This is a genomic window from Photobacterium sp. Alg240-V54 (genome assembly GCF_900537155.1).
GTDB lineage: Bacteria > Pseudomonadota > Gammaproteobacteria > Enterobacterales > Vibrionaceae > Photobacterium.
The window spans coordinates 495,357-508,336 of sequence record NZ_UNRL01000001.1 but is presented as its reverse complement, the minus strand read 5'-3'; the positions used below and the strand labels follow the sequence as shown (position 1 = coordinate 508,336).

The window sequence follows — 12,980 nt, the reverse complement described above, 5'->3', positions numbered from 1 at the left end:
AGGCTAACGTTGATATTGTTGTTAAAATAAACAAGTGATAGTCGACTTATGAATGCTTTAGATAAACAGGTATTATTAGATTGCCAGTCATGGCTACAACAGGGAAAACCTGTGTGGCTATGTACTATTGTGTCCACCTATGGCTCAGCTCCGCGTCCAATTGGTTCGTTATTTGCAACGGAAGGAAGCATTCGTTCCGGATCCGTTTCTGGAGGCTGTATTGAAGATGCTTTTATGGTATTGATTCAACAGCACCAATTAGATAAACCACTACAAGAGTTTGATTATGGCAGTCATTTAGCGCCGAATGGCAGTCAATATGAATTACCTTGTGGCGGTCATATTTCGTTGTTGATTGAATATTTACAGCCTGATGACTGCCATTTTGTTGATGATTGGCTAGCTGCTGCAGAACAAGTTTTTGCCTTTATTCGTGCGATCAATCCTAATACTGAGCAACGCAGCATTATTAATGTTACTGATAGCGCGTTATATCCTTCACCGTGGTTAACGGTGCATTACCAGCAACGTTGGCAATTATTATTATTGGGCATTAGCCAAGTCAGTGAAGAGGTTGCACGCTTAGCTATGAGAGCTGGATTTACCGTAAGATTATGCGATATGCGTGAAAATTATAGTCAAAGTTGGCGTTGGACTGCAGCACAGGGGGGAGTTGATGTGGAATGGTGCTCTGCTGATGCATTTGTGGAACGTTATGCTAACTCTCATAGCGCAATATTAGCATTGGCCCACGATCCACGAGTGGATGATATCGGATTAATGGGGGCATTAGAGTCCAATGCATTTTATATTGGTGCCTTAGGATCACATGCAAACAGTGAACGTCGTCGAGAGCGATTAATGCGAATTGGTGAATATACGCAACCACAATTAGCTCGTCTACATGCGCCTGTTGGACTCGCTATTGGCAGTAAAACGCCGTTTGAAATAGCCATTGCTATTATTGCCGAAGTTATCGCGGTAAAAAATGGTATTGACTGTGATTCGTGGCATTATCGACATGGTTGATTGTGTAATACCTGCTGCGGGGTTGTCATCACGAATGGGGGCATGGAAACCGATGCTGCCTTACAATAACAGCACATTACTTGATGTTGCGATTAAACATGCATTACAGTTTTGCTCCAGAGTGATTGTGGTTGCAGGTTATCGCGCCGATGAACTGGTATTACGATATCAATATCAGCAGCATATTAAAGTGGTAGTGAATGCTGATTATCAGCAAGGAATGTTAAGTTCAATTCAAAAGGGGATTACAGCCGTAACTAGTGCACGGTTTTTTATAACTCATGCTGATATGCCGTGTATTGATCCGCAGGTATTTAGAATGTTATTGCAAGTTCGTCACGCTACGGCGGTGTTTGCGGGTAATCAACATCAAACAGGGCATCCAGTTTTGATTGATAGCGTGTTAATTCCATCGATTTTAGCGTTACCGATTACCGCTAAAATGAAGCAAGTATTACAAACAGGCACTGAACATTACTTACAATTAAACGCTGCGAGTGGTATTTATTATGATATTGATACTCCTGAAAAGTATCAGCAATTAATTGCTAAAAATAAAGAGTAAGCCTCGTAACAGAGACCACCAAAAAGAGAAGCCAATGAGCTTCTCTTTTTATTAACGCTTTTTGGGTACCGCTATTTCACAGTAAAGTTGACTTAACTGGTCATGCCCCATTTAAGATCATCATCAAGCTCTTCTACAGCATCATATAAATAAGATTCTACTTGTTCTTCGACTAAACCATCTGGCTCTTCAAAGAAAGCAATATGGAAGATAGCATCACCTTCATTAACCAGTGGTAATGTTTGCTGGCCAATTACAATACCGCCTTGAGGGGCAATCACGGTTACTTGATTGCTACCTGCAGGGTCACTGATCGTTGCAATGATTTGATTTTTATCGACCTTTTCACCTAATGCAACGTGAGAGCGTAGTAAGCCATCAGAATCAGCACGTACCCAGCGTGTCGCCTTTGGTACCATTGGCTCAATGGTTTTTTTACTGCGGCTAGTGCGTAACATATCTAAGTGGCGCATAACCTTTAATACACCTTGCACGCCAGAGCCGACAGCATGCGCGTCAAGGCGTAATGCTTCACCAGCTTCAAAGGTGATCACGGGAATATTAAACTCTTCTGCCGCAGCCCGTAATGAACCTTCACGTAAGCTTGCATCAACCACTACAGGTGAGCCAAACGCCATTGCCATTGCACTAGCTTGTGGATTATCAAGGTTGGCACGGATCTGTGGCAAGTTAGTGCGGTAAATAGCTGCGGTGTGTAAATCAACCACATGGGTTGCACGGCGCACGACTTGATTAAAGTATTGATATGCCATCCGTCCAGCGATTGAACCGCGCTCAGCTCCTGGGAAACAACGGTTAAGATCTCGACGATCAGGCAAATAACGTGATTTATGAATAAAGCCAAAAACGTTAACTACCGGGACAGCAATAATAGTGCCGTGAAGTTTTGATAAATCAATTTTTTCAATAACTTGACGGACAACTTCAATCCCATTGAGCTCATCACCATGTATTGCCGCATTAATCAATAACACCGGGCCTGGGTGTTTTCCATGCAGAATATCAACCGATACCGATAAAGGTGAGTGAGTATAAAGACGAGCTATTTCTAGTTCACAATTGATATGGCTTCCCGGTTCAACCAACAAATCTGAAAATTCAAACGGCGTATTTTTTGTGGCCATGGATACATCCTGTATATGGGCTATTAGAATATGATTAATGTTTACGCATAGAAAATGAAGGCGTTATAACATCTTGAGAATAATCATAAATTCCATTTTAAAACAGGAACAATATCACGTTTAATTAGATTTAAAGTAGCAGAAATGTATCAAATTGTATCAACTGTGAAAAGGGATGGTTGCGAAAGATAATAAAAAGGCACTGTAGTCGTACTACAGTGCCTTATATTGTAATAATTATATGTCTTTAGGTTCATTAACAGCGACTTTTATATCACTGCTTTTATGTGTTAATGGTAAACGCATGAGACGATTATATTGCGCCACATCAAGTTTAAACTCTTTTTTCTGTTGGTGTGACACTGATGCTGCTAGTGGAATCTTTGCCGTTAATGGGTTAACCGGTTTTCCTCGCACTAAAAATTCATAATGAATATGCGGGCCAGTCACACGACCGCTTCGGCCTGATAACGCAATTTCTTGGCCACGTTTCACACGTTGTCCGACCTTGACCAGAATACGGCTGTTATGCAAATAACGGGTGCTGTAATTGGCACTGTGTTTGATCACGACATAACGACCAGCATAAGGGTGGTTGGTTACACGAGTAACAACGCCATCACCTGTCGCGAGTACGGGAGTGCCAGATGGTGCTGCAAAATCAACGCCATTATGTGGTTGTATGCGCCCCGTTACTGGGTGGCGACGATAAGGGTTAAACTGTGAGCTCACACGGAACCGTTTTGCTGTAGGGTAACGTAAAAATGCCCGTTGTAAGCTTTCGCCGTTTTGATCATAAAAATTACCGTCACTGTTTAAATAGGCAGAGAACTGCTGCTTATTGGTGTATAAACGAACGGCTTGGAGCTCAGTATCACCACTGGCTTGATTATTGACATACTTTGCTTTGCTGACAACTTCAAAACGATCACCTGTTTTTAGGTCATGATCGAAATTGAGTTTGTCTTTAAAAATAGCCATAATTTCATGGATATCAGTGTAACTTAAGCCCGCTTTTTTTGCTGATGAACTAAAACTGCCATGAATCTCACCACTGATGACTTTTTCACGCCATACGCCAGGTAAGGTGATCTCTTTAACACTAAAGTCGTTATTTTTTTCTCGAGTATAGTCAATCATATGCGCGACGTTAAATTGCAGTTGCACTTTATTTAAACGATGATTGCTGTCTGTTACCCAAAATCTTAAGATATCATTCGGACGTAAGTTATCAATTTGTAAGCTATTTAAATCTGCAGCCATGATGTCTTTAACATCGGTTTGCGGCAAATTTAATTGTGCAAATATCTCACTGAGCGTGTCACCATTTTTGACTTCGTATTCATAGGTTGGTGGTAGCACGATATCTTTAGTGACCGCTGCGGGTGTTAGGCTCTTTAACACCACTTGTGGCGTAGTCACTAAAGGTAGTTGGATCTCTTTATTGTGTATTGATGGTGTGGTGTTAATTGAGAATACGGCAGCAGCGGTAATAATAGATAGCCCAATTAGACTAATAAAGCGGTAATTCACAAAATTTGTTAATACTGTCGTTTTAAACGTAGACATAATGCTCGTCAGTTCTTTTATTTTTAATGAGTGCGAGTGTCAGCACTTGGCTTATTTTAGCAAGCATGTATAAAAACATAGCTTTTCTGAACCTTAAATGAATTTATACCTTTGAGGGGGATTTTTTGCTTAACTTTTCGATAATTAGATGCAGAAAGTATATAAATGATAACTATACGATAGTTTATGTTTCAATTGAGCTGAAATGATAGTTTCGTCCAGCAAGGAAAATGTAAAATATGCTGGACGAAGAGGGTATTAATGAGTACTGCTAACAGTATATCAAGGCTTACCTGAATGATTACTGAGGCTGAGTATGTGCTTTAGTGTAGAAAGCGCTGGTGTTTTTTTTCTTTGGACGCCGTGCGATTTCTCGGCGCTCTAAATGGGCGTCTTTGTGCGAGTTTATCTGTAGATAATTATTGGTATTGATTGAGTGTATTACATCGGTTTGGACTTTCTCTGTTGTTGTTAATTGATGGGTATGGTCAATATATTCAATCATATCTTGAGTCTGTAATGGTGTTGGCGTGGTACTTGGCTGTGTTGCGAATGCGGATAATGAATGCAATGCCAACGATAATGTTAAGGTTATGATTAATCGTTTCATGAAAAACCTCATGTTATTCAGTGAGGCTATTTAAACCTATCGCACCTGAATTGAGGGTGAGTTGTAAATTCATATATTATTCATGGTATCAACATAACGGTTAAACTTGATTTCGTTATAGAATATTGAACAAGAGACTATTAAAGTGAAGGTGTTATGACAGACTTAGCAGAAGAAATCAGCTTTATGCAGCGCGCATTAACATTATCGCATCAAGCACTGCCAGCGTGTCGTCCTAATCCGCCAGTTGGATGTGTTTTAGTAAAAGATGGCGTGATTGTCAGCGAAGGGTTTACGCAAGCACCGGGGTGTCATCATGCAGAAGCGATGGCATTAGCAAATTATGATCAACCGCTTAATGATGTAACGGCTTATGTAACCTTAGAGCCATGTTCATTTGTGGGGCGAACACCGTCTTGTGCACATACTTTAGTTGAAAAGGGGATAAAGCGAGTGGTGGTAGCAACTCTAGATCCTGATCCACGTAATAGCGGTAAAGGTATTGATGTATTAAAGCAAGCGGGAATAGAAGTAACATTAGGATTATGTGAAGACGAAGTAGCTGCGTTTATTTCACCTTATTTATTACCGAATAATAAATAAATTTAATTCTATATAAACAAAAGCCAATTTAAATCGATAAATATTATCGTTATTAAATTGGCTTTTAACTCATCACTAAAATTTATTAACTAATTACTTAGTTGAAGTTTTGTGATGGTTACGAGATGATTCTTTATGATCATGCTCTTTAGTTTTGTGATGACGATGTTCGTCATGCTCATGACGATCGCCATGAGTTTGTTCTGGATGTTTATGACCTTTTGGATCACCACCGTGTTGTGTATGTGGGTGGCTTTTTTCATGGTCACGAACTTCATGGTGGTCACGGTTATGTTTATGTTCTACTTCTTCACCATAACGACGTTCCATTTTTTCATGCTCAGCTTCAGCAGTATGTTGATGTGCTTTTTGTGAACCTTGATGTTCTTGACTATTAAAATGTGACATATCTAAATCCTTTGATAAACAGCGTTATAAGTAAGTTTGTGTCTGTCTATGGAATTTAATTTACGCTTATTTTAAATTTGAACAATACACTTTTTTATAATCAAACATTCTATTTTTGCTAATTGCCCAATATATAAAATAGGTTTATTACATACAAAAAAAAGCCCATACATGAGCCTTTATATTAATAGTTACAGTTTTTTATTAATATAAATGGAGATGAGTATTTATATTAATAAATAATATGCACAAATAACAACCAATAGAAAAGCTATTAATTTTTCAAATAAAGACCTTTTCTATTTCTTGATTCAATATTGAACATTAAATATAGGAAGTTATATCGCAGATATGTGGATATAGATAGGAGAAAGAGTATTTTATTTGGCACAATAATAAAATCCGGATAAATAAAAAGCCGAGTATAAATACTCGGCTTTATTTTTTAACGTCTACTATGACTTAGCAATATATGCTTAAGCAAGTAACTCGTTAGCAGTGTTTACGATGTTCTCAACAGTAAAGCCGAACATTTTAAATAGCTCTTCAGCAGGTGCTGATTCGCCAAATGTTGTCATACCGATGATGCGACCGTTAAGACCTACATACTTGTACCAGTAGTCAGCAATACCCGCTTCGATAGCGATACGTGCTGTAACGTCTGATGGTAGAACGCTTTCACGGTAAGCGGCATCTTGCTTATCGAATAGGTCAGTAGCAGGCATAGATACTAGACGTACTTGACGACCAGCGGCTGTTAGCTCAGCGTATGCTTCTGCTGCGATACCTACTTCAGAACCTGTCGCGATCAAGATTAACTCTGGCTTACCAGCACAATCTTTAAGGATGTAACCGCCCTTAACGATATTAGCAACTTGCTCAGCAGTACGATCTTGTTGAGTTAGGTTTTGACGAGAGAAGATTAAAGATGTTGGACCATCTTTACGCTCAATCGCGTATTTCCAAGAAACTGCAGATTCAACTTGGTCACATGGACGCCATGTGCTCATGTTTGGTGTTAGACGTAGTGATGATACTTGCTCAACAGGTTGGTGAGTTGGACCATCTTCGCCTAGACCGATAGAATCGTGTGTGTACACTTGAATGTTCTGAACTTTCATCAGAGCAGCCATGCGTAGTGCGTTACGTGCGTATTCCATAAACATTAGGAATGTTGCGCCGTAAGGAACAAAACCACCGTGTAGTGCCATACCGTTGATCATTGCAGTCATACCAAATTCACGTACGCCGTAGTGAATGTAGTTGCCTGATGCATCTTCAGGTGTGATTGACTTAGAACCAGACCACATCGTTAGGTTTGATGGTGCAAGGTCAGCAGAACCGCCCATGAATTCAGGTAATAGTTTACCAAATGCTTCAAGTGCGTTTTGAGAGGCTTTACGTGATGCAATGTTAGCTGGGTTTGCTTGTAGATCAGCAATAACTTTACTTGTTTCAGCTTCCCAGTTTGCAGGTAAACCACCTGCCATACGACGAGTAAACTCAGCTGCTAGCTCAGGGAATGCTGCAGTGTATGCTGCAAACTTCTCATTCCAAGATGCTTGTTTTGCTTTACCCGCTTCTTTTGCATCCCACTCTGCATAAATTTCAGCAGGGATTTCAAATGCACCGTAAGTCCAACCTAGGAATTCACGTGCTGCTTTGATTTCTTCAGCGCCTAGTGGAGCACCGTGACAGTCGTGAGAGCCTGCTTTGTTTGGTGAACCAAACCCGATGATTGTTTTACAACAGATCAATGTAGGTTTAGTTGTTTCAGCTTTTGCAGCTTCGATAGCGGCATTGATTGCAGTTGCATCGTGGCCATCAACACTACGGATCACGTGCCAGCCGTATGCTTCAAAACGCTTAGCAGTATCGTCAGCAAACCAACCTTCTACTTCGCCATCGATAGAGATACCGTTGTCATCCCAGAAAGCAACAAGCTTACCAAGACCTAAAGTACCCGCTAGAGAACACGCTTCGTGAGAGATACCTTCCATCATACAACCGTCGCCCATGAAAGCGTAAGTGTGGTGATCGACGATGTCATGACCTTCACGGTTGAATTGTGCCGCCATTGCTTTTTCAGCAAGCGCCATACCAACAGCGTTAGTAATACCTTGGCCTAAAGGACCTGTTGTTGTTTCAACGCCAGGTGCGTAACCGTATTCTGGGTGACCTGGTGTTTTTGAATGTAATTGACGGAAGTTTTTAAGATCGTCAATTGATAGGTCGTAACCTGTTAGGTGAAGTAGAGAGTAAATAAGCATAGAGCCGTGGCCGTTTGATAATACAAAACGGTCGCGATCAGCCCATTTAGGATCTTGTGGGTTGTGGTTCATGTGACCACGCCAAAGTACTTCTGCGATATCAGCCATACCCATAGGCGCGCCAGGGTGACCAGAATTTGCTTGTTGTACGCCATCCATGCTTAGGGCACGAATTGCGTTAGCTAACATTTTACGTTCCATAGTGTTTCCACCAAAATATTAAGTAAATTGAAACTTAAGAAAGCGGCTCGATGAGCCGCTTTCTGAAATAGAGCTTAGTAATTAAAGACGATCAGCGATCATTGTCTCTAATTTGCCTTGGTCAACTGCGAAGTTACGAATACCTTCAGCTAGTTTTTCAACAGCCATTGCTTCTTGGTTGTGATCCCATAGGAATTCAGCGTGAGTCATTGCTGCTGGGCGATCTTTAAGTTCTGTCGCTGCAACAAGCTTAGGTTCTACAACACCTGTAGCATCTTCAAGTTCTTGAAGAAGTTGTGGGCTGATAGTCAGACGGTCACAACCTGCTAGTTCAAGAATTTCACCGATGTTACGGAAGCTTGCGCCCATAACAACAGTATTATAGCCGTGTTCTTTGTAGTAGTTATAGATGCTAGTTACAGAGATAACGCCTGGATCTTCTTGTGCTTCAAAATCACGGCCTTCTTTTGCTTTGTACCAATCCATAATACGACCAACGAATGGTGAAATTAGGAATACACCAGCTTCAGCACATGCACGCGCTTGAGCAAAAGAGAATAGAAGCGTTAGGTTACAGTTGATGCCTTCTTTTTCAAGAATTTCAGCTGCACGGATGCCTTCCCAAGTAGAAGCTAACTTGATAAGGATACGATCATTTGTGATACCCGCATCGTTGTAAAGTTTGATTAGGTGGCGTGCTTTAATAACACTTGCTTCTGTGTCGTAAGAAAGACGAGCATCAACTTCTGTTGAGATACGACCAGGAACAACATTTAGGATTTCTTTACCAATGTTTACTGCAAGCATGTCGCAAGTATCTTGGATTTGTTGTGCTTTATCATCGCTTTGTGCTTTTGCGTAAGCAATAGATTGGTCAATGAGAGGTGCGTACTCAGCAATTTGTGCTGCTTTTAAGATCAATGATGGATTTGTTGTCGCATCTTCTGGTTGGTACTTGCTGATATCTTTGATGTCACCAGTGTCAGCAACAACAGTAGTTAGTGCGCGTAGTTGTTCTAGTTTTGTGCTCATATCTATCGACCTTATGTATATGGCTTATGTCATGATGGCATCAGTTATAGCTTGAAATGCCACTATGTTCAAAAGAATTCATACTGACTCTTAACCACATTGATTATAACCATTAACTCATTGTGTGAGCGGATGGAATGTGTAAGAGCATTTGATAGATTGATAATTGACTTTTTTGGCTTTTTTGTCAATTCAAAATGGGAATAAATCCTGTTTTGATCGCAATAAAAGCCAGATAAAATTTAAATTATCTTTGTTGAGTAAATGTGAGGTGTTTTTTTACTTATTATTGAGTGAGCATTTGATCTGGCTATTGATCATTTGCTTAGCCAGGGAAGGGCTAAAGAGAAGCATGTTTAAATGATATTGGACGCTAAAATAAGTGCAAAAAAAACATTAGATAGTGATCTAATGGCATCTATAGTGAGTGCTTATAAATAACACAGTCTTGCTTATTGCAATAATTGTTCAAGGGTCATTGGTGATGACATTAACCCTAGTGATTGCGCAGGTGTTATGCCAGCTTTATTCTGATGGCAAAGGTTATGCCAAGCACGATAGATATCTAACAACGGTAATAAACTGGCAGGACGAAGTTTACGTCGTGGTTCATTAACCATATGACTAAATTGGTCATAAAAACGTTGTTGATAGACTGTCGCTGCTTGATGAGTAGCAACAGTTAGCCAATGTTGTTGCTGTTTTTTATTGCCACCAAGATGGCAGATACCTTTATTACCGTTTTTATTACGGCTAAATGCCCAGCGGTCTCGCCACCATCCCATTAATACGATATCAATTTTTTCGGCGTGTTGTCCATGTTGCCATTGCGCGTCTTCAACAACATACAGTGGATGGAGAGTATGGTTATTGACCCGATCAATAAACACTGACAAACAGGCTGAACGTAATAAGGTTTCTTGAGGCATAAATACCGCGAGGCTAGGAATATTGGAATTAAGCAGCTCGCGTAAATATAAAAAATGGCTATAGACCGTATATTGAGGACGAATAAGGCAACCTTTGGTTGGGTAGTTAATCGTAACCTCGCCACTAAGCGGGTTTTCCATATTTTTACGGGCTAAGATTTGGCGATAAGTTGCATCGATATGTGCGAGTAGACCTTGTGAAGTAACAACGGTATTAGTCGAATGATAATAGCTATGCGGAGCGATAAAGCGGGTACCAATATGGTATGCATCGTGCTGGTTAACGTAAGTTGTTACTGGTTGCTGCGTTTGATAATTAACATGTTGGCTAACCACATAACCAGAATCTGCTTCAGCAGTTGCGATCCATAATACCCCATTATCACTGTGAGGCTGTAACGGGGTTAGATCTGTTGCAAGGTGACGTGCTTGAGCGTGTTTGCCCAACCGCGCATCAAAAATCGTCAATTGGTGACGGCAACGAGCAGCAATATGATTAAGTTGATCATAAAAAGTTTTCGGGTTGATAACCAACCGACGGCAAATCTCTCGTACGGTATAGCCGGTAAATAAATAGGCTAATAATTTTTGTTGTAGTTGGTGCTTATTATTACCGTTAGACCACGGATCGACAAAGGTATGATGGCAAGACTTACACCGATAACGTTGACGTTCACCACTAAAACCAAACGCATGATAAAGCTGGCGATAGGTAAGAACAGGTAAGCCATAATGTGAGCAATCAGGATTTGAACATGCGGCTAAACCACTATTTTGTTGCTGTGTTAAACGCTGTTTTTCTGCAATAACATCATAGTTACTGAGTACTGGCGGAAATGCGCCACACTCACGACAAATCAGTATCGGTCGCTGTAAATTGTTTTTTTGTAATACGTAGAGCTGAGGATCTGTGCGACTAAAATTGACACAGGCAACGGTTTTACAGTAATTAAATTGAAAATCATCACAAGCTGGCGGCAGTTGATCCAATGTCGTTTGTAGAGAAGATAAAGTCATCGATCGTCACCGAATTGCGTTGAGGTGGCTATGATTATACCTAAGCGTAATGATGTTGCTTTACTATTATTGAAATTATTTAACTGTTGAATAATATTGCTATTAATAGGTATAAAAAAGTGAAAAATACATCACAACAGATATATTTTTCACTCTAATAATCTTTATAACAGACTTATCGTTACAGCCAGTAGTACCACGATAAGATGTTATAGATTAATGGCAGTTTCTAATGCTACGTTCATCATTTCATTGAATGAATGCTGACGTGCTTCTGCAGATAACTTTTCGCCACGTTTAATGTGATCAGATACCGTTAGAATCGTTAGTGCTTTAGCGCCAAGTTCTGCAGCAACGCCGTAGATACCAGCCGCTTCCATGTCCACACCTAGAATGCCTAATTTTTCCATCTTATCAAACAGGCCAACTTCTGGGCTGTAGAATAGATCAGCTGAAAATACGTTACCGACACGAACTGCAACATTTTGTGCGCGTGCTTGATTGACCGCTGTTTCAAGTAAATGGTAGTCAGCAATCGCCGCGAAATCGTGATCAGCAAAACGGATGCGGTTAACTTTTGAGTCAGTTGAAGCGCCCATTGCAATGATGACGTCCATTAATTTAACGTCATCATGAACAGCACCACAGCTACCAATGCGAATGATGTTTTTAACACCAAAATCTCTAATTAGTTCATGGACATAGATAGAACAAGATGGAATACCCATACCATGGCCCATTACTGATACTGGTTTGCCTTTATAAGTACCAGTGAAACCGTACATGCTGCGAACATCACAAACACGTTTTACGTTTTCTAGGTAAGTTTCTGCAATAAACTGTGCGCGTAGTGGATCACCCGGCATTAAAATTGTTTCTGCAAAATCGCCAACTTCAGCATTGATATGTGGAGTAGCCATGAAGTGCTCCTAGAGTTATGAGTTATTCAGAAGCAAAGATTATGCTTCAATTTATGAACCTAGTTTATTGAATAAAATATTCAAGCCTTGAGATCTAGATCACAAAAACTGGGCTGTTTTAGTTAATGAATGACATAGATAACTAAATCTGTTGAAACCGTGAAGGGTAGCGTTTTCTTTTTTAGGGTTAATTAAATGCATAATTAAGTCATTGGTCATGTTTTAAATTATTAACTTATTGATATTTTATATTTTTTTGTTTTTTATTGCTGTTTATGTATGGATTACAAAAAAATTAACAACATAAAAAATGTAATCCATTACATTGGTAGTGATCGTTATATCGTTATTTTTAATAATGAAAGAGTGCTTACAGTAATGGGTGTGAAAGAGGTTCTTCTTGAGCATAATCTTGGGTAGAATTAACAAAAAGATTGCTTGAGAAGACAATGTATAATTTAACCCAATTATCAGACAGCGAAAGAATGCGTATCGAGTTAGATAAGCAAGCTTCTTATACTGTCTGGAAAGTGAAAAACGGTAAAGTCGGTTATGAGGCGTTTGCTGAATTAACCAATAATATTGACGATGATGATGAGCGTGATTTTTGCCAACAAGCCATCATGAAATATAAAACCTTAATGGGCGTTAATTGATAGCTAGTGTATGGCGATCTATTCCA

General features: G+C 39.9%; 12 protein-coding genes. 4 read left to right on the top strand and 8 right to left on the bottom strand.

What is annotated here, in order from left to right; genetic code table 11:
- Nucleotides 1–48: 48 nt before the first annotated feature.
- Both G6R09_RS02130 and G6R09_RS02125 read left to right on the top strand, forming a co-directional pair.
- Nucleotides 49–1,029: an XdhC family protein gene (locus G6R09_RS02130; protein WP_065177139.1), complete on the top strand. Its 981-nt coding sequence runs from the start codon at nucleotides 49–51 to the stop codon at nucleotides 1,027–1,029.
- Nucleotides 989–1,594 carry an NTP transferase domain-containing protein gene (locus G6R09_RS02125; RefSeq protein ID WP_065168748.1) on the top strand — a complete coding sequence of 202 codons (606 nt, stop codon included), beginning with the start codon at nucleotides 989–991 and terminating at the stop codon, nucleotides 1,592–1,594. Before G6R09_RS02130 ends, G6R09_RS02125 begins: the two co-directional genes overlap by 41 nt.
- 92 nt (nucleotides 1,595–1,686) lie before the next feature.
- On the opposite strand, the gene G6R09_RS02120 is transcribed toward G6R09_RS02125, so the two are convergent.
- From G6R09_RS02120 to G6R09_RS02110, 3 genes are all read right to left on the bottom strand, one after another.
- Nucleotides 1,687–2,739: a succinylglutamate desuccinylase/aspartoacylase family protein gene (locus G6R09_RS02120; protein ID WP_163920263.1), complete on the bottom strand. Its 1,053-nt coding sequence runs from the start codon at nucleotides 2,737–2,739 to the stop codon at nucleotides 1,687–1,689.
- Between the two features lie 237 nt (nucleotides 2,740–2,976).
- Complete coding sequence (locus tag G6R09_RS02115) at nucleotides 2,977–4,308, bottom strand: peptidoglycan DD-metalloendopeptidase family protein (protein ID WP_065168750.1); 1,332 nt, start codon at nucleotides 4,306–4,308, stop codon at nucleotides 2,977–2,979.
- 301 nt (nucleotides 4,309–4,609) lie between these two features.
- Entirely contained in the window at nucleotides 4,610–4,918 is a 309-nt protein-coding gene (locus G6R09_RS02110) for a hypothetical protein (RefSeq protein ID WP_065168751.1), read from the bottom strand.
- Nucleotides 4,919–5,074: 156 nt separating this feature from the next.
- Here G6R09_RS02110 and G6R09_RS02105 point away from each other — a divergent pair, with 156 nt between their 5' ends.
- On the top strand, nucleotides 5,075–5,521 hold the full coding sequence (locus G6R09_RS02105; RefSeq protein ID WP_065177137.1) for a bifunctional diaminohydroxyphosphoribosylaminopyrimidine deaminase/5-amino-6-(5-phosphoribosylamino)uracil reductase RibD: 447 nt from the start codon (nucleotides 5,075–5,077) through the stop codon (nucleotides 5,519–5,521).
- A 93-nt stretch (nucleotides 5,522–5,614) separates the two neighbouring features.
- Here the strand turns inward: G6R09_RS02105 and G6R09_RS02100 are convergent, their stop codons facing one another.
- The 5 genes from G6R09_RS02100 to deoD all read right to left on the bottom strand — a co-directional run bounded on the left by G6R09_RS02100 (nucleotide 5,615) and on the right by deoD (nucleotide 12,298).
- Nucleotides 5,615–5,929 carry a cation diffusion facilitator family transporter gene (locus G6R09_RS02100; protein ID WP_065168753.1) on the bottom strand — a complete coding sequence of 105 codons (315 nt, stop codon included), beginning with the start codon at nucleotides 5,927–5,929 and terminating at the stop codon, nucleotides 5,615–5,617.
- A gap of 476 nt (nucleotides 5,930–6,405) precedes the next feature.
- Nucleotides 6,406–8,400 carry a transketolase gene (tkt, locus tag G6R09_RS02095; RefSeq protein WP_065168754.1) on the bottom strand — a complete coding sequence of 665 codons (1,995 nt, stop codon included), beginning with the start codon at nucleotides 8,398–8,400 and terminating at the stop codon, nucleotides 6,406–6,408.
- Nucleotides 8,401–8,481: 81 nt separating this feature from the next.
- Nucleotides 8,482–9,432 (bottom strand): transaldolase, encoded by a 951-nt coding sequence (gene tal, locus G6R09_RS02090; protein ID WP_065168755.1) that lies wholly within the window; start codon nucleotides 9,430–9,432, stop codon nucleotides 8,482–8,484.
- Nucleotides 9,433–9,884: 452 nt separating this feature from the next.
- The gene (locus G6R09_RS02085; protein WP_065168756.1) at nucleotides 9,885–11,378 is read right to left on the bottom strand and encodes a lactate dehydrogenase; all 1,494 of its coding nucleotides are present in this window, start codon (nucleotides 11,376–11,378) and stop codon (nucleotides 9,885–9,887) included.
- 209 nt (nucleotides 11,379–11,587) lie between these two features.
- Nucleotides 11,588–12,298, bottom strand: coding sequence for a purine-nucleoside phosphorylase (gene deoD / locus G6R09_RS02080; protein WP_065168757.1), 711 nt, complete (start codon nucleotides 12,296–12,298; stop codon nucleotides 11,588–11,590).
- A 449-nt stretch (nucleotides 12,299–12,747) separates the two neighbouring features.
- On the opposite strand from deoD, the gene G6R09_RS02075 reads away from it, so the two are divergent.
- A complete protein-coding gene (locus G6R09_RS02075) occupies nucleotides 12,748–12,954 on the top strand; it encodes a DUF3283 family protein (RefSeq protein WP_060997230.1) in 207 nt (68 codons plus the stop codon).
- Nucleotides 12,955–12,980: the final 26 nt, after the last annotated feature.

Excerpts from the sequence above, each read along its gene's own strand:
- G6R09_RS02130 (WP_065177139.1), top strand. The coding sequence starts at position 49 with ATGAATGCTTTAGATAAACAGGTATTATTAGATTGCCAGTCATGGCTA.
- G6R09_RS02125 (WP_065168748.1), top strand. The coding sequence starts at position 989 with ATGGTATTGACTGTGATTCGTGGCATTATCGACATGGTTGATTGTGTA.
- G6R09_RS02120 (WP_163920263.1), bottom strand. The coding sequence starts at position 2,739 with ATGGCCACAAAAAATACGCCGTTTGAATTTTCAGATTTGTTGGTTGAA.
- G6R09_RS02115 (WP_065168750.1), bottom strand. The coding sequence starts at position 4,308 with ATGTCTACGTTTAAAACGACAGTATTAACAAATTTTGTGAATTACCGC.
- G6R09_RS02110 (WP_065168751.1), bottom strand. The coding sequence starts at position 4,918 with ATGAAACGATTAATCATAACCTTAACATTATCGTTGGCATTGCATTCA.
- G6R09_RS02105 (WP_065177137.1), top strand. The coding sequence starts at position 5,075 with ATGACAGACTTAGCAGAAGAAATCAGCTTTATGCAGCGCGCATTAACA.
- G6R09_RS02100 (WP_065168753.1), bottom strand. The coding sequence starts at position 5,929 with ATGTCACATTTTAATAGTCAAGAACATCAAGGTTCACAAAAAGCACAT.
- tkt (WP_065168754.1), bottom strand. The coding sequence starts at position 8,400 with ATGGAACGTAAAATGTTAGCTAACGCAATTCGTGCCCTAAGCATGGAT.
- tal (WP_065168755.1), bottom strand. The coding sequence starts at position 9,432 with ATGAGCACAAAACTAGAACAACTACGCGCACTAACTACTGTTGTTGCT.
- G6R09_RS02085 (WP_065168756.1), bottom strand. The coding sequence starts at position 11,378 with ATGACTTTATCTTCTCTACAAACGACATTGGATCAACTGCCGCCAGCT.
- deoD (WP_065168757.1), bottom strand. The coding sequence starts at position 12,298 with ATGGCTACTCCACATATCAATGCTGAAGTTGGCGATTTTGCAGAAACA.
- G6R09_RS02075 (WP_060997230.1), top strand. The coding sequence starts at position 12,748 with ATGTATAATTTAACCCAATTATCAGACAGCGAAAGAATGCGTATCGAG.